The 21,383-nt window shown below is 61.2% G+C and carries 19 protein-coding genes; 3 read left to right on the forward strand and 16 right to left on the reverse strand.

Annotation, left to right across the window (positions count from 1 at the left end):
* Positions 1-405 precede the first annotated feature (405 nt).
* The 10 genes from AB4Y94_RS05170 to AB4Y94_RS05215 form a co-directional block, all read right to left on the reverse strand.
* Positions 406-1,647, reverse strand: coding sequence for an NAD(P)/FAD-dependent oxidoreductase (locus AB4Y94_RS05170; protein WP_441725671.1), 1,242 nt, complete (start codon positions 1,645-1,647; stop codon positions 406-408).
* Complete coding sequence (locus AB4Y94_RS05175; protein WP_441725674.1) at positions 1,644-2,075, reverse strand: RidA family protein; 432 nt, start codon at positions 2,073-2,075, stop codon at positions 1,644-1,646. The genes AB4Y94_RS05170 and AB4Y94_RS05175 overlap by 4 nt, the downstream gene beginning before the upstream one ends.
* A gap of 46 nt (positions 2,076-2,121) precedes the next feature.
* On the reverse strand, positions 2,122-2,619 hold the full coding sequence (locus AB4Y94_RS05180) for a flavin reductase family protein (RefSeq protein WP_441725676.1): 498 nt from the start codon (positions 2,617-2,619) through the stop codon (positions 2,122-2,124).
* A 13-nt stretch (positions 2,620-2,632) separates the two neighbouring features.
* Entirely contained in the window at positions 2,633-3,826 is a 1,194-nt protein-coding gene (locus AB4Y94_RS05185; protein ID WP_441725679.1) for an acyl-CoA dehydrogenase family protein, read from the reverse strand.
* A 126-nt stretch (positions 3,827-3,952) separates the two neighbouring features.
* Positions 3,953-5,140 (reverse strand): M20/M25/M40 family metallo-hydrolase, encoded by a 1,188-nt coding sequence (locus AB4Y94_RS05190; protein ID WP_441725681.1) that lies wholly within the window; start codon positions 5,138-5,140, stop codon positions 3,953-3,955.
* Positions 5,137-5,832, reverse strand: coding sequence for a DUF1028 domain-containing protein (locus AB4Y94_RS05195; RefSeq protein WP_441725684.1), 696 nt, complete (start codon positions 5,830-5,832; stop codon positions 5,137-5,139). The genes AB4Y94_RS05190 and AB4Y94_RS05195 overlap by 4 nt, the downstream gene beginning before the upstream one ends.
* Positions 5,814-6,956: an ABC transporter ATP-binding protein gene (locus AB4Y94_RS05200; protein WP_441725686.1), complete on the reverse strand. Its 1,143-nt coding sequence runs from the start codon at positions 6,954-6,956 to the stop codon at positions 5,814-5,816. Before AB4Y94_RS05200 ends, AB4Y94_RS05195 begins: the two co-directional genes overlap by 19 nt.
* On the reverse strand, positions 6,953-7,771 hold the full coding sequence (locus tag AB4Y94_RS05205) for an ABC transporter permease (RefSeq protein WP_441725689.1): 819 nt from the start codon (positions 7,769-7,771) through the stop codon (positions 6,953-6,955). The genes AB4Y94_RS05200 and AB4Y94_RS05205 overlap by 4 nt, the downstream gene beginning before the upstream one ends.
* Positions 7,768-8,664 (reverse strand): ABC transporter permease, encoded by an 897-nt coding sequence (locus tag AB4Y94_RS05210; protein ID WP_441725692.1) that lies wholly within the window; start codon positions 8,662-8,664, stop codon positions 7,768-7,770. Before AB4Y94_RS05210 ends, AB4Y94_RS05205 begins: the two co-directional genes overlap by 4 nt.
* Before the next feature lie 44 nt (positions 8,665-8,708).
* Entirely contained in the window at positions 8,709-9,761 is a 1,053-nt protein-coding gene (locus AB4Y94_RS05215; protein WP_441725695.1) for an ABC transporter substrate-binding protein, read from the reverse strand.
* A gap of 133 nt (positions 9,762-9,894) precedes the next feature.
* On the opposite strand from AB4Y94_RS05215, the gene AB4Y94_RS05220 reads away from it, so the two are divergent.
* Genes AB4Y94_RS05220 through AB4Y94_RS05230 form a run of 3 tightly spaced genes read left to right on the forward strand, consistent with a single transcriptional unit; the run spans position 9,895 to position 11,819 of the window.
* Positions 9,895-10,701 (forward strand): IclR family transcriptional regulator, encoded by an 807-nt coding sequence (locus AB4Y94_RS05220; protein WP_441725698.1) that lies wholly within the window; start codon positions 9,895-9,897, stop codon positions 10,699-10,701.
* Positions 10,698-11,504, forward strand: a complete 807-nt coding sequence (locus AB4Y94_RS05225) for a nitrilase-related carbon-nitrogen hydrolase (protein WP_441725700.1) — start codon at positions 10,698-10,700, stop codon at positions 11,502-11,504. The genes AB4Y94_RS05220 and AB4Y94_RS05225 overlap by 4 nt, the downstream gene beginning before the upstream one ends.
* 30 nt (positions 11,505-11,534) lie before the next feature.
* On the forward strand, positions 11,535-11,819 hold the full coding sequence (locus tag AB4Y94_RS05230; RefSeq protein WP_441725703.1) for a hypothetical protein: 285 nt from the start codon (positions 11,535-11,537) through the stop codon (positions 11,817-11,819).
* A gap of 349 nt (positions 11,820-12,168) precedes the next feature.
* On the opposite strand, the gene AB4Y94_RS05235 is transcribed toward AB4Y94_RS05230, so the two are convergent.
* From AB4Y94_RS05235 to AB4Y94_RS05260, 6 genes are all read right to left on the reverse strand, one after another.
* Positions 12,169-13,854 carry an esterase/lipase family protein gene (locus tag AB4Y94_RS05235; RefSeq protein WP_441725706.1) on the reverse strand — a complete coding sequence of 562 codons (1,686 nt, stop codon included), beginning with the start codon at positions 13,852-13,854 and terminating at the stop codon, positions 12,169-12,171.
* Between the two features lie 140 nt (positions 13,855-13,994).
* Entirely contained in the window at positions 13,995-14,420 is a 426-nt protein-coding gene (locus tag AB4Y94_RS05240; RefSeq protein WP_441725709.1) for a hypothetical protein, read from the reverse strand.
* A gap of 941 nt (positions 14,421-15,361) precedes the next feature.
* Positions 15,362-17,176: an ATP-dependent nuclease gene (locus AB4Y94_RS05245; RefSeq protein ID WP_441725712.1), complete on the reverse strand. Its 1,815-nt coding sequence runs from the start codon at positions 17,174-17,176 to the stop codon at positions 15,362-15,364.
* A gap of 758 nt (positions 17,177-17,934) precedes the next feature.
* Positions 17,935-18,981, reverse strand: coding sequence for a hypothetical protein (locus AB4Y94_RS05250; protein ID WP_441725715.1), 1,047 nt, complete (start codon positions 18,979-18,981; stop codon positions 17,935-17,937).
* Positions 18,978-20,435: an AAA family ATPase gene (locus AB4Y94_RS05255; protein WP_441725718.1), complete on the reverse strand. Its 1,458-nt coding sequence runs from the start codon at positions 20,433-20,435 to the stop codon at positions 18,978-18,980. Before AB4Y94_RS05255 ends, AB4Y94_RS05250 begins: the two co-directional genes overlap by 4 nt.
* A 220-nt stretch (positions 20,436-20,655) precedes the next feature.
* Positions 20,656-20,811: a hypothetical protein gene (locus tag AB4Y94_RS05260; protein WP_441725720.1), complete on the reverse strand. Its 156-nt coding sequence runs from the start codon at positions 20,809-20,811 to the stop codon at positions 20,656-20,658.
* Positions 20,812-21,383 lie beyond the last annotated feature (572 nt).

Here is a 21,383-nt window from a genome sequence, read left to right on the forward strand (position 1 = left end):
GGTCGCCTCCCATGGAGACACATGGGCTGCCGACCCGAAAATGATGCCGCCACCTCGTGGTACCTACGTGGCAAGGCCTGGTCATTACCGCTGGATCCTCGGCGGCCGCAATAGTCGCCGTTCTTGCGCGGTGGGATCGGCTGGTACCCACCGATCCGGAAGACGTGGCGAAAATTGAGCTGGTCGAAGTGATCAACCAGTCGGCACTTCGTAATTCCTTCGGAGAAAGTCGGCAGCACTCTCCCCCGTCGAAGACGCACCCGATACGGCCACTCGCCAGGTTCCCGCCGCAACCATCACTCCCCACCGCGCTAGCAGGGGCAACCGTCGACGGTTTCATCGCCCACTATCAGGTCGGGGTGGAAGCCGAGTCCGAACGGGGCAGCGTCCAAACCTGCCGCCGCTTCAGAAACGTGTCAGCCGAAACGGGGCCAGAACACTCTGCTCCTCAGACCCGACAACCTCTTTTGCAGCGAGAGCGCCGGTCAGTGGTCCGAGCGTAATACCAAGCGTGCCGTGACCGGTCGCCAAGTAAAGTCCGTCGTGACCGGGCACGGGACCGATTATCGGCAAGTCGTCAGCGCTTGTCGGGCGGTGGCCCGCCCACTGCAGTTCGACGTCGGTCGGTTGCCAGTTTTCGAGGTACGAGACTCCTTGCTGCACCACCATGGCCAGCCTCTTCTGGTTGATCTCGCTGCCTCGCGCGCCCACATCGAAGGTCCCACTCAGTCGCACCGACTGATCGAACGGCGAGCACGCGACCATGTTCTCGTACAGCTTCAGCGGATGTTTGGGCACGGTGCCCTTGCCTCGTGCAGTCAGGCTTACTCCCTTAGCCGCCTCCAGCGGAACCTTCACCCCCAGAGGAGCGAGTAGACGGCGAGTTGCAAAGCCTGCGGCGACAACCAACCGATCGGAAGTGAGCTCAACGCCTGAGGCGAGGCTCACCCGCCACCCTCCGGCATCCCCCGGTTTGATTTGACTGACGGCATCATGCTCACGGATCGTGCTACCTTGGGCGCGGATCGCGTCAGCGAGCCCGCGGACCAGACTCTCTGGTCGCACGTGGCGCTCGGACTCAAGGTGCATGACACCCTCGACACGGCTGTTGATCGCGGGATCGAACTGCTGAATCTCGGCCCCCCGATACACCGCGACGTCACCGACGTATCCGAAACGGCGCATCCTTCGAACCGCCTGCTCATACGATTCGAGATTCTCTCTTTGCTTGAATACGACACCCAGTCCTTCGCGATACAGTTCAAACTCGACTCCACGGGAATGGAGTGAATCAAAGGCATCGTGAGCCCGGGAGGCGAGATCGTGCAGTGCGGAGACTGCTCGGTCATGCCGGGCGCGAGAGCTCGCACGCAGAAACCGCAGCGACCAGGATACGAACCCCGGGTCGATATGCGGGTGCATGCGCAACGGTCCGTCCGCGGTTAACAGGCTGCGCACGGCGTCACCGAATGCGCCGGGGGCGGCGCGTGGCGAGGACAGGAACGGGGTGACCCAGCCGGCGTTACCCGCCGACGCCGCAGCGCCCAGCTGCGCCGCGTCAACGACCTGCACGGCTTCCCCGAGCTCGGCGAGTTCGTATGCGCAGGACAGTCCGATTGCACCGGCACCGACAACGATCGTGCTCACTGCTTGTCCGCCACTTTTACGCACCGATATGCCACGGCGTCGAATTCGACCTGCACCGCACCGCGAAAGCGTGATACTTCCACGGTGGTACGCGCCGGCGCGCCGTGCACGGTCACGATCGAGGTGTAGACCTCGTTCAGCTCAGGCAGACGCCCTATATCGGATACGTAGCCGTTTATCTTCAAAACCGTCGACCAGTCCGCGCCAGCAGCTTCGAGCGATTGTCCGAGGTTCTCGAGCGCCATGCGCACCTGGTCCGGGAAATTGGTCGGAGTTGCCCCGGTCTGGTCGACGGGTAAGGCTCCGCTGGTCCACACCAGCTCCCCCAGCACTACCGCCGCGGAGTACGGAGCCGAGTCAGGGGTCGAAGACAACCGAATGAGCTCACGGGTGCGGCCTTCTTGCGGGTGCGTCATGAAATCATCCACTTCGATAGTTGCGTGCCGTTCGAACGATGTGAGCGTGGCAGGGGGATCACACGCGTCCCTCAAGGACACGGAAGGCGCTCGCATGGAACACCAGTGGATCACGATCAGGTTCGGCATCCGCCCCGTGCACTTCGAACACGGCAAGCAGATGGTCGCCAATCTGCATAGTGTTCCACAGGGAGCACTCGAGCCACAGTGGGGCGCCCCGCAGGACGACCGCGCCGCCATCAAGGAGCATTGGCTCGGTGCCGGCGAATCTGTCGCCCTCGCGGGACGAAATTGTGCGCACGATTGCGCCCTGGTCTGCACCGAGGACGCTCACACCGAGCCGGCGCGCCTGAGCCAGGCGCGACCAGGTGCGAGACTCGTTTTGGATGCACACCGACACGAGCGCTGGATCGAGGGAGACGCATGTGAACGAACTTGCGGCCATTCCGATCAACTCGCCGTCGACCTCGGCACACAGCGCGGCGACACCGGTAGGGAAGCAGCTGAACGCGGTGCGCAGTACTCGCGGATCTGTAGTCCGGTCAATTGTGATCATTCCAGCACTCTCCCTATTCGGCGACCGGCGTAACTCCGCCGTTGCCATTCACCCGGAAATCACCAGCGAGCAGTGCGCCGCCGAGGTTCTTCGTGTAGCCATCGACGCGATAGTGCAGGCTAAACGCGCGGGTGTCCCGGTAGAACCGCTCAAGCGGGAACGCCTTAAACATTGACCGCGAACCGCACACGTCGAGGCAGCGTCCGGTCACGTCGAGCGCTACGCGCTTCGCAACGGTTAATGCATGCACACTTTCAAACTCGGCCGTTTTGCGGTCGCCGGAGTCCCACGTGTCGGCGGCGCTGTACAGAGCCGCCCGAGCGGCGAGCAGCTGGGACGCCATCTCGCCGAGCTGGAAGCGGATGAGCTCGCTCTCGGCAAGTTCAGGACGAGACCGCACCCAGTCGATCGTGAAATCGAGGGAGCCCTTAGCTGCACCGAGGTGATTCGCGGCGAATGCGAGAGTAAATGTGCGAGTGTCGTCAACTTCCCACCAACCGGGCTCGCCGAAGATTGCGTCATCGGGCAGAACATAGTCGGTGACCTTGATTCCCCAACTGACCGTCGAACGCATCCCGAGCGTGTCCCAGTTGTCGATGAGCTCAAGCTCAGGGGCCGTCCGAGGAACGAGCACGCCGACTGTACGGTGGTCATAACCCTCGGTTCCAGGCATAGCAAGCCAAATCAGGTATGCATCAGCAGCTGGACCCAGCGAGGCAAAATGCTTGACGGTGTTGAGCACCCAGCGCCCCTGATCATCGCGTACCAAAGTTGTACTCGACGCGCCTGAGTTCACCTTGCCGGGTGTCGCCTCACTGCCGACCGAGGCGACCAGCTTGCCAGCACGGGCCAGCGGGGCGACGTACTTTTCCATTTGGGCTTCCGTCGCAGCGTGCGACAGCATACCGATGCTGTGCGAGTGCACCTGGAAGAGCTGAGCGGTTGGTGCATCCACAGCGGCGAGCCGTTCAATCAGCTCGTAGTAGGGCGCAAACCCACCCTCAGTCCACAGCCCGCTGCCACCCCAGCGCACAGGCAACGTTAGGGAAAGGAGCCCGGCTGCCCGCAGCTCCTGGAAATTCTCGTACGGGAAAATCGCCTTCTCGTCATACTCACGCGCCCGAGCGCGGAATCCCTCAGCAAGTGAGTCGATGGTGGCGAGACGCTGTGCCTGGTCGGTCAAGGTGGGGTAGGTGGTGGTGGTCATGGTGTTCTTCTCTCTGGTTTGTTCATACTTGATGGTCAACGAGCGCCTGGTTTGGAGGGCTTCGTCCCTAGCCAGTGCCGCCCACGTATTGGCACCCGCCTCGTCGGAGCGTGAGCGCGGTTCGATTCATGTCGGCGTCCCCCGCCCTCTTGAGAGGGAACCGGCACACACGATGAGTGCGCTAAGCAGAGCGGTGCGTGGGAGCACACTCGAACGATCCACCCACTCCTCACGGCTGCATTGCGCGAACGCAATCGGTCCGAGTCCGTCCAGGAATAGTGGCGCGTGCAGCCCGACGATGCTCGCGTCTGATCCACCCATCTCGGCGACTCGGCGGAGTTCAATCCCCAGTTCGCTTGCGATGTCTGCCGCAAGCGAAAAAACCGGATCACTACCCTGCTGGACAAGGGCGTGCCTCGTGATCCCACCGACCACGTCGATCTCCACACCGGCGGTCGCCCGCTCGCGGGCAAGCGCGTGCACGCCCTCGACGAGCCGCCGGCCCGCCTCATCCGACCGCGCACGCAGGTCCAGATGTATCTCGCACAGATCAGGAACCACCTGGCGAGCCGTGCCGCCGCGAAGGATACCAACCGAGCAGACCGCGTGCGCCTCCCGGTCGGTCAATGCCTCCAGTTCAGCCACGAGCGGGGCGAGTGCGCTCACAGCGCTGATACCAGTTCCCTCGGTCGAGTGGGCGGAGCGGCCTGTTCCCGTAACGATCATGGCGCCGACCGCGCCGCGCGATGTGATGACACCACCCCTCTCGAGTCCGGACTCCAGAGTCAGGCATACGTCGGTACGCTGGCCCAATTCCTCAAGCCAGGCGCGGCTGTCGACGCTACCGAGTTCCTCATCGGGGACGAGCGCCATGGTGATGGATGCGACTCCCGGCATCCCGAGGTCTAGCGCCGCTTCGATCGCATGCACGGCCATCGCAATGGCACACTTCATATCCCCGAGACCTGGCCCGCTAATCCGGTCGCCATCGAGCAGCACGGGCCACTCCGCGACGGTGCCTTCCGGCCACACCGTGTCCGAGTGTCCGAGAACGAGCAGACGAACGCCCTCGTGTGCAAGGTTGCGCACGAGCTCGAGTGCACGTCCACGCGCTACCCCGATCGATCGCCAGGTGGGCTCGAAGCCCAGTGGGACCAGGCGTTGCTCGACGATCTCGCTAACGGCGTCCACACCCTTGGGCACGAATGAGCCGCTGTCGATCGATGTGAGTTCGCCGGTGAGCGAGAGAATATCGGCCAAGCTGTGTTTGAGCGTGCTCGCTGCGGTGCGCGCGGCCAGCCTCACGTCGCTCACGAGTCCTCCGCTCCGGGAGCGACGCCTCGCGCCGTGGTAGGCATGAGCGCACGTCGCACGTACTCGTCCATGGCTGGCCCGTACAGTTCCCATAACCGACGTAGCTCGGCGACAGGTTCAGCGTGGTCGTCGACGCGGAGGTCGACCAGTGGGAAATTTTGGTCGCCATGCACTTTCAGGGATGCGGAGCGCAGCGGATCGGGTTCCCCACCGGCACTGAGGCCGGCCTCGAGCGCTCGCACCAGACGCTCGCCGAGCGGCGTCGCGGCAGTCTCCGCAAATGCCTCGCTCGCGGCGATGCCAACATGCGAACCAGCGAGGATGTTCCCGACCACCGCGTGATCTTTCCCGACGACGACGGAAACTCCGTCGGGCGCGACTTCGTCGCCTGTCCATACGGCGGCGGGGCCGCTGAGACCGATGGCTGCGAGTTGGCGCCACGCTGCATCCGGTGTTGAGGCGCGAGCACCGGCCACCGCGTCACCGGCGGTCGCACCGTGATGCATGAGGTCGAGCATTCTGAGACCAAGCCGTGGATCCGTCCGATGCTGTGTGACCACTGCGCCGACTCCCGTGCGAATCCAAGGAACGCGAGCCCCAACGGCGACGTCAGACGTGCTCACAGCTATACCCAGCTGTCCGGTGCGTTCACAACGGGCGATGATGGAGTAGGTCAACGGTTCACCGCCCACACGTCCCGCGCCGACCAAAACGCGCGCGTCGACGCTCCCACTCGGATACCTTCCGGTAGGAGATGGCTTGGTAAGTCGGCAATCAACACGGTGTCGCCTGGGATTCCAACGCGAACGGAGGTACGGGCGCCAAGGAACGCGACATCCTGCACCATACCGGTCACCGCGAAGTCATCGTCGCCGTCGCGGTCGCCGTCGCCGAGCGAGACAGACTCGGGACGTAGGATCGCTGTGACCGTGCCCGATTCGCCGGGAGCGCCCGCGACGTATCCGGATCCCACGCCGTCGATCTCAAGGTGGTAGCGGCCCTCCTCTGCGGCGGTCGCTTGCGCGGTCAGGGTGTTCGACTCGCCCACGAAGCCGGCGGCGAAGCGGGTCGCCGGGCGGCGGTAAATCTCGGTTGGTGCTCCAACCTGTTCGAGCTGACCATCGTTCATGAGGCCTACGCGATCCGACATCGCGAACGCCTCCTCTTGGTCATGCGTGACGTACACGAATGTGATCGCAAGTTGGTGCTGCACCTGCTTGAGGAATACCTGCATCGCTCGGCGCATTCGCAAGTCCAGTGCGCCAAGCGGCTCGTCAAGCAACAGGACGCGCGGACCAAGCACAAGCGATCTGGCCAGAGCGACGCGCTGTTGCATACCGCCCGACAACTCACGCGGACGCAAATGACCCTTGCCGTCGAGCTCCACGATCTCGAGCATCGCAGCGACTCTTTCCTCAATCGCCTTGCGCGGCTCCCTGCGCTCCTTCAAGCCGAAAGCAACGTTTTCGGCGACCGTCAGGTGCGGGAAGAGCGCATAGTTTTGGAAGACCGTGTGAACCGGCCGCTTATGCGCGGGGAGTTGCTGCACCGGCGATCCGTCAATGAGGATGCTGCCCGCGGCGGCCTGTTCGAGCCCCGCAATCATCCGCAGAGTCGTTGTCTTACCGCAACCGGATGGGCCGAGCAACGAGAAGAACTCTCCCCCAGCAATGTCGAGGTCAATGCCCTTGACCACCTGGTTGCTTCCGAAGACAGCGGTGAGGTTCCTCAATTGGACGGATGCCGGCGAATTGTGGAGCGTGGGCCTTGAGCCCGTAATCGTTGCCACGGGCGATGTGAGCACGGAAGAAGTCATAGTTCCCCCTCCTTGAGGGATTGTGGAACGGGATGGTTGCGCTTGGGTCGCAATGTGGCGAGGCCCATGAGGCTCATCAGCACTATCGACAGGAACACCACGATCACAGCGATCGCGTTGATCTCGGGCGATGATCCCTGGCGAGTGAGACTCAGGATCAGAACTGGAAGTGTCTCAATATCCGCGCCACTCAGGAACAATGTGCTCACGACATCGTCGAAGGAGAACGTGAACGAAAGGATCGATGAAATAACGATCGCTGGCATCATCATCGGCAGCAATACCCGGAGGAAGACGCGTAGGGGGGGCGCTCCCAGGTCAGCGGCAGCCTCGTCGAATCTGCCGGTGAGGGTGGCGTAACGTGCCTGCAACACGAGGGTTGCGTATGCGGAACAGAAGATGATGTGGCCGGCGACCACCGCCCACATACCGGGGTGCAGATCAAACTGCCGAAGCGCAATGAGGATACCTGCCGCTATGACAACTTCCGGCACCATGAGGCGGGCGTAGGTCAGCGTCTGCAACAACCCCCCAACGGACTTAGGAAGCCGGGAGACCGCCATAACAGCGCCCAGCGACAAAGAAACGGCCACAACCGTTGACAACGCCGCGATCACGAAACTCATCACTGCGGCTTGTCGCACCCTCTCATCAGCGAGCGCGTCCCCGATCCAGTGGAAAGTGGGCCCGGTCCAGCCGATGAGGCTCACGTTCGCGTTGAATGCGTTGGCAACGACCATGCCGATGGGTAAGTACAGAATCACGAGGACAAACACGGTGATGATGACGCCCAGAGAGACCCGGAATTTCTTCACGTGATATCCCCCAGCCGATCGAGCTTCTTTCGGAAGATGAACAGGATGACCAGCATCACGATCAGCAACACTGTCGCGATAGCCGCACCGAACGGATAATTGCCGGTTGCAAGAAACGCTTCGGCCTGCAGGTTTCCCGCCATCAGGGTTCGCCCACCACCGAGGACGGCGGGGATCGTATATTCTCCCGTGGCTGGGATCCCGACCAGGAGAACACCCGCGATGGCCCCCGGCATTGACAACGGCACGATGATCTTCCAGAAGGCCTTCATTCGGGTCAGTCCGATGTCGGCGGCCGCCTCGATCATGGCGGGATCGATACGGTCGAGAGCCATGAACAGCGGCAGGATCATCAGTGGCAGGTATCCGGCAACCATGCCAATGGCAATCGCGAAGTCGGAGTATCCGAGCTGCGAGCCCGGCGGGATAATGCCGAACAACGCGGCGCTCTTCGACACGATGCCGCTTGGGGCAAGGAGATCGAGCCAAGCGTAGACACGGACGATGAAGCTGATCCAGTACGGCACGATGATCGCGACCAGTAAAAGGCCCTTTGCCCGGCCCCGGGCCCGGCTAATGGTGAGTGCGACCGGGTAGCCGAGCAGCACGCAGATCACGATCATTAGGAGGGTCATCACCAGAGAACGTAGGATCGCGCCGACGTAGGTGGGGCTGAACACGTTGATGTAGTTGTCGAGCGTGAATCCGGGCCGTGTGGTGAGTGTGAGCATGTCGAATTCTGAGACGCTGTAGATGATGAGCAGCACGAGCGGCACTGCGAAGAACAGTGCGACGTACATAACCATCGGGCCGGCGAGTAGCCACCCACCCCAGCGAGCGATGAACCCTTGGCGGCCTGCCCCTTGCTTCGAGGCACCATCTTCAGATCGCATGCCGCGTTTGCTCGTCGAAGACCGCATCACCGTCGACCGCGTCATTAGTCGGCCTTGATCCTGTTCCACATCTCGGCTCGGCTCTGCGTTGCCTCCGCTGAAATGAATTGCAAGGTGATGAACGGTGAGTCGGCGTTCGGGATCAGCGCGGGGTTCGTGAGAATGTCCTTGCTAATGTGTGGCTCGGCTGAAGGCATGATGAACGATGCGCCGGTGTTGTTGATGAAGTCCCCGTACACTTCGGGCTCGAGACGGGAGTTCAGAAACGCGAGGGCTTCTTTCGGGTGCTTTGTACCGGGAGCAACCACCACGCCTTCGATGTATCCGGGAGTGCCCTCGCTCGGTGAGATCCAGCCGATGGTGTCGCTTTTGGCAGAGGCAAACGCATAATCGTAGGCGACCGCGATATCGACTGATTTGTCGCTGAGCCGTTTTGCCGGCTCGCCACCGAACGCCAGCAGGTGTGGCTTGATTTTCTTGACGAGCTCCTCCGCTTCAGCGAGCTCGCCCTTGTCCTCGGTGGCAATATCGTGACCGAGCGCCAGGAGCGCGATCGACTCGACGTCGATGTCGTAGTCCGGGAACAAGATCTTGCCCGACCACTTGTCCGCGTTCTTGAAGAGGTCCTTCCAGCTCTTCGGCGGGTCGGCGATCTGCTCTTTGTTGTAGAGGATCCCGACCTTGCCAAGGTCCGTGGGTACGCCCCAGGGGAACTGCTCCCGGTACTCGTCGGGGATATTCGCGAGGTTTGGGACGGACGCCGGGTCGAACTTGCTTAGAACATTGGCTGCTTGGAGGCGGCCTGCAGTGGCGTTGCCTACGGCGACCAGGTCATATGCGCCCTTGTTGTTAGCGAGCTGCGCGGCAAGCGCAGAGGATCCGCCCTCCGGCAGCGCCATCTGCTTCACCTTGATGCCCGGGTGTGCGGCTTCGAAGTCAGCGATTTCCGTCGCGCCAACCCAGTCACCGTAGTTGAGGAACTTCAGTACGACGTCGTCGCCGTGTGCGGACGCGCCGCCCGAACATCCCGCCATGGTTAATCCCAAGCCTGCTATGAGAGCTACGGCCGAGGCCCTTCGCCAAATGCTGTGTGCCATTGACTACTTCTCCTTCGAAGTTCGATGTTTGTTTTCTTTCGCCGACCGCTCGTCCATCCGGGCTACTTGCCAACGTTCGTTATGCTAAGTGATGACCTAGCAATTTGGCAATATAGAAACTAGAGTTGCAAATATGACAACTACGCCGAAAGGCATCGAAATAGCCGCACGCGACACCGGGGTGCGGCGCGCCCTCGATGCTCTGCGCATCATCGAAAGTGCTCAGAACCGGGGAGAGGCAGGAGTGGGTGTGACACAGGTCGCAGATAGCCTCGCTGTCGATAAGAGCCAGGCATCGCGAACGCTGAAGATTCTGGCCGAATACGGTCTCGTCGACCGAGATCCGCGTACGCGCGCGTTTCGCCTGGGTTGGAGGATCTTCCAAATGGCACAATCCGCAGGTGAGCAGCACCTGGTCGCCAGTGCGAGTTTGGTTCTAGAGCAGTTGCTGGCAGTCCTCGACGAATCCGTCTACGTGTCCGTCCGGTCAGGAATTGAGGCGGTCACGGTTGCCCAGCGAGAGGCGAACCATTCGATCCAAGCCACCTCGCAGCACTGGACGCTCGACCTAACGGCAGTCGGCCGCGTGCTGCTCAGCGACATGAGTGCCGGCGACATTCGTGCCCTCTTTGCCGACCGGCCGATCCAAAGCGCTCGTCCCGGGGGGGTACAGTCCATCGACTCGCTCTGCGAGGAAATCGCCCGAGTAAAGGCACAGGGCTATTGCGTCGTCGTTGACGAGTTCGAAACAGGTCTACTCGCCATCGCAGCCCCGATCCACGACCACCATGGCAGCGTTATCGCTGCTCTCGGCGTCTCCGGCCCGACGTTCCGACTCGCCAATCGCACCGATCACGCTGTGGAGGAGGTGGTTGCCGCAGCACGCCGCCTCGAAGTTCGCTTGCGCTCCGCGGAAGCCTCAGTTGGGGCCAACACATGAGCGCTCGCGTTGCCGTCGCCACATTCGATCCCGTCTTCGGCGATCTAAACGCAAATGCCAGGCGCGCGACTGATCTCATCCGACGCGCCCGAGGGCGGGGCGCAGACATCGTCGTGCTCCCGGAGCTATGCCTCAGCGGCTATATGTTCGATTCTAAGGATGAGGTCGACACCCTCGCGATTACACTGGACCATGCGGTGTTCTCAGCATTGTCCGAGGCTCTCGGCGATAGGCCGGGCATCGTGATCGCCGGATTCGCGGAGCGAATGCCAAACGGGACATTTTGCATCAGCGCCGCCATCATCGACATGGATGGTATTGTCGGCGTCTATCGAAAAAGCCATCTGTGGAACCGTGAGAAGCGGTTCTTCACGCCCGGCGATGACGCACCGCCGATAATTGCGACACCATGGGGTCGGGTCGGTGTGCTCATATGCTACGACTTGGAGTTCCCGGAGATGTCGCGCTCAATCGCCATGCGCGGTGCGGACCTCATAGCGGTGCCGACCAACTGGTCACGTGACCTCAGCGGCCCAGCAGCCCAGCCTGCGCAGGTGATGGTAGCGCGCGCAACCGCACGACTCAACCATGTGTACGTCGCGTGCAGCGACCGCACAGGTCTCGAGCGAAACCAAGAGTTCGCGAGCGGCTCCGCGCTCATCGACACGCAAGGACGTGTGCTTGCTCGCCGGCGCAAGCCCGGAATAGCGATCGCCGAAATGGATCTTCCCGAGGCGCGACGACGCGAGAGCTCTCCTGTCAACCACGTGTTCGCGGATCGCCGGCCCGAACTGTACGCCTAACTCAGCTCGTTACGAACCGCAAGTATCGCCATGGGCTACGTCGTTCGGTTGTCCGATAACGCGCCGCTATGTCCGTCCGGCCGAACGGAAGATGCTGCGCACCGTTACCTCGACATCGTGTGTCAGCAGTGCAAGTGCAATGGACACCCGCCGGCCGGCGCCGAGCTTTTCGACGACACCGACTATCCGAAGACCACGAGCTACCAGGGCGCGTACTATGCCTCATGGCCCGACGGCACCGCGTCACACGCGGCGTCCCAGGAAGCCTGGTACCGGCTCGGACTGGGCGCCTGCCATGCTCGCGGCCCAGGCTGAAGCGCAGAAGTGATCAATAAGGTTCAGGGCTGGCATAAACGACACCTTCCGCCCGGACGGCTGGAAGCCCCGCCCCTAACCTGGCACGGGAACCGCGATCTCCTTCTATGGAGACAGACAGACTGGCTAACTGCCTAAGCGCGCAACCGTAGCTGCACTCGTTCAAGGGCTAAGGCCCGCGCATAGGCAGGGGGTCTTTTGTCCATCGTGACCCCCAGCGCTACCTTCGGAACGTCGAGGTGGACGGAGCTCTCCGACCTCGCGGTTCTGGCGAACTGCCCACGAAATCGACTGGCAGGGGGGCCATTCGAGGTGCTCCTGCCCCGCGTAGATGCGGCGGCCGTGTCGGTCAGAACGTTCGCAGTACGAAGTACGCAAGCAGGAGAGCGACTCCTAGGACGAGGAGTGCCCACGGCCCAATTGCCAGACTCAGCCACCATGTCGCACCAGCGAGCACGATAGCGATCAAGAGGAGCGCGATGAAGATGATGACCTTCGCGTTCCTGCTCCAGAACGCAAATGTCTTGTCGATTGGTTCGTGAGGCTCAGAGCAGACCTGCCCCGTCGAGAGGAATCGAGCGAGCTCGTGCATGCGTGGGGGATAGTGTTCGTGCTGCATCAACGCCGCGCCGTGACCTCTCGGGAATGAAGTTCGGTGGAAGGTGACCCCTGAGGCCGAATTGCCTTCGAATCCTCGGTAACCGCCGGGTCCTATGTCGCGATACCCGAGCAGACGGAGTCCGTTGGCGAGGATCCCGACGGGGTAGTCCCTCTGCGCCTGGTCGTTGTGGACGTCGCCCTTCTCCCAAAGACCGTCAGCCCCATAATGCCCTATCTGCTGATTGTCGAAGAGCCCCTTCCAATCGAAGTCCGACGGCAGGACTGACCCAGCAAGCATTATGCGCCTGAATCTGACGGCGGGTACCTGCTGCATCACCGATGCCATCATGTAAGTGCCGTTGCTGTGACCAATGAACGCGAAATCGTCGGGCTCGTGGCTCAGTATCGCTTCCATGTACTGGTCCAGAAATTGACGGACATTAGCTCGCCTGCTGCGCCGGAGGGCGAACTCGATGGCGCTAAAGAACTTGTAGCTGAGTGAGTAGACCTTCGGCAGCCGGTCCTCATCGCGGTGGTGCTCCTGTCCGGGCTGTAGTTCCTTTGTGAGGTCGCCGACCCAACCGTCGTACGCGGACGCTCGGATGCCGTGCAGGATGAAGTAGACCGGATCCGTTGAAACCTCGAGGTGCTCGTCGGCATGCGGGAAGCGGCCGAAGAGGGCGTGTTCGAGTTCTTCCCACCGCAGCTGCTTAGTGGCAGGATCGGTCAGGTCGACGATCTGCTCGTGGTCGCCCGTACTAATCTCCGCCCGGACCGTACGAGGCATGTAGTCGCTGTCGTCGATATCAGCACGAGTGACCACCTTGTCCTCCTTGCCATACACCTGAACGACGAGCGGGGACTGGACCTGAGCGTCCGCGTTCGCGTTCGCGTCGTTGTTCAGCTTGCGCATCACCTCCAACCACCTGAGCCGAAGGTTCGCGAGCCAGAAGCCCCCGGAACGAACTGCTTCCACAGCAAAGTTCCCAAGTCCAGCCAGCACACGAAGGAACGGGCCGCCGGGGATGTTCTCGTCCCTGTACCCTGCGTTGGGAGAGCCGAGCAAGACGATTCGTGTGACCGTCGATGGCCAGACATCCGGCGTTTCATCACCGCTGTCGCGGTCATAGCCAAGGCCGTAGAGGTAGGCCTTCCGAATGAGGATGCCGCCCAAGCTGTGTCCAACGAGGACAACCTGTGTCGCCAACTTTCCAGTGTTTTCCCCAGTCAAGCCCCGGATCTGGTGAGCTAGTTCGGCAGATGCCTTGTCCAGAGTCCGTGTGCGACTGAATAGCCCGATTCCATGAGGTACCAACTCGACCCGGTAGTCCGGGTGTGTTGCTCGGACTTTATCGACGACGGACTGTATGTTCGAACTCCTCAAGCCTGGAACGACCACCATCAGTTTGGGTGGGACAGCGCGAACGTCAGCCATGACAAACCCTTCGGCTAGGAATGCTGGCTGAAAGGTAGCAGTATGCGACCTTTCATGGATAGAGCACTCTCCCATTGTGTTCCATACTCCGGGGCCTCAGTCGATCTGACCCTGGCGGGGAATGCCGTTCAGGTCTCTCTTCATGAAGAGATACGTGCGAGACGCACGACGCCTCGTTCGACACGGCCAAATACCGTCGACAGAAACAAGCTTTCGACTACCGCACCAAAGAGAGGGAAGAGTTCCACACTCACGCCCGCAACAGCATGGAGTCCCTTAACGCGCAGGTCAAAGCAGGCGGAAGAGAAGACCTCGCGTCTTCGAAACGACGTCTGGTACGCGGATTCGGCGCCGCACAGATCATCGTCACGGTGCTCTTGACGAACTTCAACCTGCGCAAGATCGCCGCCTTCACCAGCGACAAAATCAAAGAGGACGCGAAGAAGGACGCCATCGGCGAACCCGCAGTCGCCATTGTGCGCCGGCGCGACCGAGAGTTCCGCAATGCTTACACGGGCACCTATCCGCCCGGCGTCACCCGCCCGAGAAATCGAAACCTCAAGCATCCTCCGACGAGACTGGCGGACCACCGCGTCGAACCTAGACGCGCACCAGCGTCGCTGACACCGCCTGAGAGGGCAGCACACCGCCATCCAGAACAATCCGGTGAGCCCGAAACCATGCTGAACCGTCGGATTACACCCACAACTCGAGAAACGCGTCCCCGAACGGACACCTCAACCGCAGAAACCAGAAATCGCTCCTGAGAATCCTCAGGAGCGATTTCTTTTGGCCAGTTCGCGAACGGTTTCGAGAGCGGCCCTTTGGTGGGCTGTCAGGATTTGAACCTGTGACCCCCTGTAAGGTTCTAGCCTTAACTCGGGTTTTACCGAAAATCTCCGAAAACTCGCGGATTCCCTTGTGTTTACAGGTAACCGAGCGGTTCACTGCCTCCAATTGTACTCGGTAAATTTGGGTCGGCTGAAATTGATTCTGATGACTAAATGATGGCCATTTGAACCCCTTTTGGTGCACTCCGAGCCTCCAAAAGGATTCCCCGTGCCGGCCGCATGTAATCGAGCACGGCCGTGCTGGCGCTCGGTCTGCGGTCGGGTTCGCATCACAACGGAGTGACAAACGGGGAGGGATTGGGGGCGTCGATGAGAAACGGCACCGGCAATCGTTTGAGGACGGTCCGACGAACGCGGCGCGCGCAACGAAAGAGAGCAATGAGATGAGACGGCTCCGGTTTTCGTTCAACGTCACACTCGAAACGGCTGCTACCAGCCCGAAGCAGGACTCCCTCCGGACGAGGAGTCGATCCGCCATTCAGTGCCCAATCAGTGACATTGGTGCAGCTTCTCGAACGGCACGGCGAGCAAAGAGGGTGGTTAGGGCGCCGGCTTGGGGGCGAGGGCTGAACTCGAGGATGCTCAGCGCGAAACGCCCGGAGACCGCGACCGGGTTCAGCTGGTTCGAGTGGGTTTTCCTTGAGAGATGATATCGATCAGAGTGGAGATCGCTCCTGGCCAGCCACGATGCTGCGAAGCCAGACCTCAAGGGGAGCTGCGGCCCGCGGATGTCGGTTGGAGCCTAGGTACTGTCGCAGCAGCGCAGACGGCAGGTGCGGCTTCGCCTTGGCTGAGGTCTTGCGCGTCGAGTTCCAACCCTTGGATCCTAGCCAGGACGCCATCTCCTCGTAGCCCTGACGCCCCTGCGCGTACCTCTCAGCCGTCGCCCGATCAACGTCTCTGCTCCCGTCGGGGCCGAGCAGGGCAGCGAGATTTGACTGGCCCAGAGTGTCGAGTAGCAGTCCTTCCAGATCGGAGGCAAGCACAAACGCATCCCAAGCCGACAGAAGCGCATTTAGATCGTTCTGCTGGGCTAGCGCCTTGGTTAGGTTCGTCACCTCAGTGTCGGCGAGTTCATGGATTAGGCGCAGGTCCTCCTGCGTCGGCTTCGGTGCTCTCGTTTTAAGGGCCTCGAGAAGTTTTCGCTTTCCGTTGCCACCGGCCTTGTGCACCCCGTCCTTATCGGTGATGACGTAGGCGCGCACACCGAAGATTTGCGCGAGATTGAGGAGATGAGGAATCGTGTCAATGCTGGAGGCTTCGATGACCGCGATGCCCATCGCGTAGTGCCCGCCGGCCCCCCCGGTAATCCTCTCCAGTAGGAAGTCGATCATGAGCTTGTCGCCATACCCCTCGACAATAATCACCGCGTTCGCGAATACGAGCTCGCTGTTGGTCGCGTCGCAGTACCTCGTCAGCCGACCCTCGTCAGCTTCAGTGAAGTTATGACGCTTTGCAGTGTATGTCATCCCGCCAGGAATCAGCGGTAGCCTGATGATCCGGCTGACCGAGAACGAGTCCACCAAAACCGGGCTGTGGGTCGTTACCAGGAGTTGCGCGTCGCCGGAGATTTCTCGGAGAATCTTCGCCATCGCGCGCTGGGTCTGAGGATGGAGGAACGCCTCGGGCTCTTCGATGACAAACACAACCTTGCCGGCGGTCTGTTTACTCCGGGAGGCCACGTACCGCAGGATCCCGAGCACCATCGCGGATTGGAACCCGGTACCGCGTTCGGCGATAGAGACCTCGATTTCGTCCTTGCTCGTAATGACGGCCTGCTGAAGCATTCCGCGCAAGGCATGCCGAGAGTCCGGCAGTTTGATGCCGAGCTCGCGCTCACGGAAGGGAAGCTCTGAAGACACTGCTGCCACCGATTCGCTCAGCACTTTATGCACGAGCGTCTCGACCGGCGCAATAGCCTCCTCGAAGTCCTTCTGAAGCTGGGTCTTCCGCGAACCTCCCGAACGCACCAGTACGCCTTTGAGCGTCTCGTAAAGACGTACCAGCGACTGATCGTTCTCTCCCTGCCCGGTCTCACTCACCCGCACGGACGGAATTTTGACGAAACTGAAAGACTCGAGCACTCGCTCATAGAACTCGCGCGCGCGGGCTGAGGTGTGGCTTGCATGGTAGGTGATGTTTCCAGCGCGCGAGCAGGAGACCCTAATCGCGAATACACCGTTTGTCACCGCGTCGGAGAAATACTCGGCTTCCTCCTCGGTGAGGCCAGCGAACTGCACCTGAATGCTCGACATCATGCGAGGGCCGCCGTGGACGTAGTACTCGTGCAATGGCTTCAATCGCTGTAGGTCCTCCTTAGACGGGTCAGAGAAGAAGGCCTCGAGAAGTCGGAGCAATGACGATTTGCCGGCATTGTTCGGGCCAGCAATCAGCTGCAGTTGCGCATCGACCTCGATGCTCAAACGCTCAAAACCCAGGAACCGCTCGACATCTACTCGATCTATGTGCACGCCTCCCAACCTACTGGCGGCAATCATGCCGACCGGTCCGCCGCCCCGTCGCGGTGTTCAGAAAGAGGGGCCACCGACGGCGAGCCTAAACGTGAATTGCCGGTAGGCGGGAACTACACTGAGCGCCCAGAATTGAGCAGACCTGAAACAACCCGGCAACGGTAAGAGTAACTCTCGGCAGGACACCCGCGCGAGATGGGTGAGCCGCGCTCATCACAATCTTGTGCCCGAAGGGATTCGAACCCTCAACCTTCTGAAGGCTAGAGCCTTAACTCGGTCTTTGTCGAATGTCTTCGAAAACTCGCGGGTTCCCTTGTCCTTACAGGGAACCGGGCGGCTCACTGTCTCCTATCGTACCGGGTCAATTCCGGTCCGTTAGAAATGATTTGGATGGGTAGTTGGTGGCCTTCGAGTCGCCAACCCGAAGGCCTGAAAGCAGGAACCAGAGCTTCAGCAGTCCCACATGCAGTGGGACTACGAGACGTCTCACGCCCCGCCAATTGGTAGCCCGGAGGGACACCACCGGCTATGCGCACGTTGCGCTCCACGGGAACTGCCTCAGGGACTATTGGTGCGGGACCGAGCCTCCATCGGCGTCCTGCTCGACTTCGGGAACGCCGATCGTTTCAACAGCCAGCAACGCCGCAGAACGCGCGGCTACTGGTGTCTTTGATCGGTTCAATCGGGCAGCCGTCCAGCCGTCCAGCCGCTCAGGCATGCCCCTTCTCCGCAGATGTTGGTCGACTGCAGTGGGCCGATCAGGGAATCTGCATCGCCCACTGGACGCGCGCGGTTTCCGGCGTGTAGCCGGTGTACCCTGCCGCGATTCGTGTCACGTGCTCGGTCTCGGAAGGGTCCAGTCGGCGAAATGTCAGATGGTCCGGTGCCGGGTTCGTCTGGCTACCCAACCGCAGGATGTCGTGCGACACCTCGAAGGCGACGCCGCAGTCGAAGTGAAGGTACCTGTTGCTCATCTTAACCTCGCGCTTCGGACCCTGCACCAAGGTGACCACGACCGTTATCTGCTCAGTTCTGAGCGCGAGGCCTTTTCGGACAGCGACTTCGATCTCCTGCTTCGCTAGGTTGATCGTGAGCGGTCGGTTGTCCCGTCGTCGGCCGTTTGGAAAATCGGCCACGAGAACAAGGTTTGAGCCGGGCCGCAGGCTACTTGCCATGACTTCGACCAACCACTCCACGTGGTCGCGCTGAGATCCACGTGCGGTACCAAGGATGTCGTCGAACAAGTGCGGATCGAGCACCATGACTCTGCCAGACCGCGCTGCAGCGGGTCGCAGGATCCCGTCGCCAACGTCCGACCTGTTGGTGCCTGGAGGAAACTTGCCGACTTTCTGTGCGTCGACTAGAGCAGGAGACTTGTCGATGGTGGCGGCGAGGACAATGTCCGTGCCGTTGATCGTGCGGTATCCCGAAACGTAGTCGACTTGCTTAGCTCCGGCGGCATTCTGGCTCGCGACGAACACCCGGATCAGCTGCGCGGTTTCGTTCGAACTACCGAGGAGATCGAGTGCTCTCGCCGTGGGCATGCCGCGCAAGTCAGTGTCGACGCGGTTCATGCTGCTCAGGCCTTTGATCAGCAGGTCCCAGGTTTCTCGGGAGTTAGCGTCGAGTGCAGCGATGGCAGCGTGAAGCATGTCGCCGTCTTGATTCCCCAGGGTGAGGATTCCGTGTGCCTCTAGCGTTCTCGCAATCTGCCGATGAATGAGCCCGTCCCGGGCGGTCGGGTGATCACCAAGAGCGGCGGGATCGACCGCGACGGGAACCAACACAGTCGCAGGAATGCTCATGACGTGCTACCTAGGATGTCGGCGAGTCCATCATCGAAGAACCCTGTCGGCCACGGGTCGAGGAGCTCACCTCGCTCACCGAGTCGCAGTCGACGGACGGTGACTCCACTCTCGCCGGTGTTGTCGACGTAGATCACTGCCACCTCTTCCGGACGAAGCTTCCCCCCGCGGATGAGACGCCGAGTTCGCAGAAGAATGCTCTCCGAGTGCGTCTCTACGATGATCTGATTCCCGCGCCCGACGGCAGCCGTCGCGAACAAGTTGCCCAGGCGAGCCTGCAGCCGCGGATGAAGATGCAATTCCGGTTCCTCCACGCAGATGATCTGCTTCTGTGCGTGGACGCACAGATCGATCACGGGTAGGAGCTGGCTGACTCCGTACCCCACTTGATCAAGCGCAACGGGAGCCCCCGATCGGACGTCCCTCATGATCCATAGTCGTTCGAGTGGCTCCCGGAGCTTCGCAAGAGGGTCCTGCTCAAACATGTAGGGAATCTCGAGCTGGGCCAGCATCTGATTCAAGAGGTCGAATTCGGTGAATCCTGCGCGTTGCGGCTTGCGGTACATGTCAAACCAGCTCGTATTGAACGCGCCACTGACAGGGTCGTAGTCCCGGCCTGGATGGCCACGATGTGGACCGAGGTACTTCAGTAAGAAAGCCATCTCGAACAGGCCAGCCTGGAGTGAGCGGTCGTCGTGTGCAAAAAGCTCTGCGTCCGCCAGTCGCGTCTCGCTCGACCACTCGGCACCGGCCCGACTCTCCTCCACGATGAAGCGTGTCAGCAAGACCTCACCAAAGTCCCCTGGGTGAAACGGTTCCCGTTCGTCGGCGAAGTCCTGGGGCGTGAACTTCTTCCGAGAGAGTTCACCCTCGTCGAGCAAGCCGATCGCAGTGGAGTGTAAGTCGACCGAACCTACCGGGTTCAAGTCGTATCCAAGTTCTGCACGCGCGAGCTTGTTGTCGTGAGTTCTGAAGTCGATTCCCAAAACAAGCGGGGTGCACCATTGGAACCCAGTCGGGTCATCGGGGTCAGGTTCTGCGTAGGTCATCAACGTCCGGGCGGCGGACTCCTTGAACGCGTCGTCCCAGGGGTGGAGCGCGTCGCTTCGTCCCGAGTCAATAACCTGCATGAACAGCTTGAGGCCTTTGAGGATGGTCGACTTGCCCGCCGAATTTGGGCCATAGATGAGCGTGATCGGCGCCAACGGCACATCATGCGGTCCCGCGAAGGACCGCAGGTTTTGGATGTGCAGCCGCTCCACGAGGGCGATTGGCCGGGCCCGATGCTGTGAAGTTTGCTTTCTTTGCTCGTGACGTGGCGTGGCAGGAGCTGCCATGACTTCGTTATCCTCAACAGCAGCGAGGACTTCATCTTCGTCACGCCTGAGCCGCGCTGTCTCGTCAGCGATCGCCTCCCGTTCGCGCGTCTGCTGCGTCTCGCGCCGAGCTTTCATGGTGCGCGTATCGATCCCTACCCAGTCGGATCCGTAAGCGGGGTTGGCGCGCCCTCGAGCCGATCCGTCCGTGGTCAGGTCGGCTGTGCCTATTGGATCTGACAAGGTGAACCCTTTCGTCTTGTTGATCTGATGCTATTGAACCGCCGCTGGAATTGGCGGCGGACGTGCGCCCCGCTCGACAACCTTTGCCGATGTTGCCGAGCGGGACGTCGAGGGATCAGCGATGCGTCTCGCGCATCCAGAACGAGCCATCCCCGTTGTTCACCTTCTCAAAGCCGCCGAAAGCGTGCTGTGGTCCGGAGTGCTGGTGCAGACGGGCGTCGTTCACCTCTCCACGAGACCAGCAGGTCTGGTCGCCGTAATACTTCCTCATGAGTTCACCTCCCTTGCTATTCGTTCGTCGGCGTGGTCCTTGCGAGTTGACCGTGCGGCGGTAGCGCAGGCTTGGGCCACCGAAAGCAAAGTTGATCAGGCTATCGCTGCGACCAGGGGCTGTCAAGTCGAGATCGCGAAGGCGCTCAATCGGTGCCAGACGAGTGTTCGACTCGGTTCACAGGCGCCCTAATGCCCCCCGACTGGCACAACTTGACGGCGACGTTCTGGATCCCTTAGCCTGAACGACTTTGCGAAGAGCGAGTCGCACGGTGAGCGGTCGGGAGCACATCCGCTCGAGCGCCGACAACCTATTCAAACCCTCGGAAGGAGGTGATCTTATGGCCCTCATCGACTCGGCCCAGCCTGCCGCCGCGAGTTTGTCGTAGCACTCGGCCACGGTGCCTCACAAGTGTGGCGAGACCCTGGCTTCCAGACGGTCCTCAAGCGAGAGGCGTGGCAATTTGTTGTCCGCGTCACGTCGGAGGCTCGCGCTGCCTCTCAGCGGTGCCGTTAGCGAGTAGGGGACCGGCCGAAGCCGATCCCCTACGCCCATCCAGAGCTCAGGTGCCT

This window comes from Glaciibacter sp. 2TAF33, assembly GCF_052114945.1.
Classification (GTDB): Bacteria; Actinomycetota; Actinomycetes; order Actinomycetales; family Microbacteriaceae; genus Cryobacterium.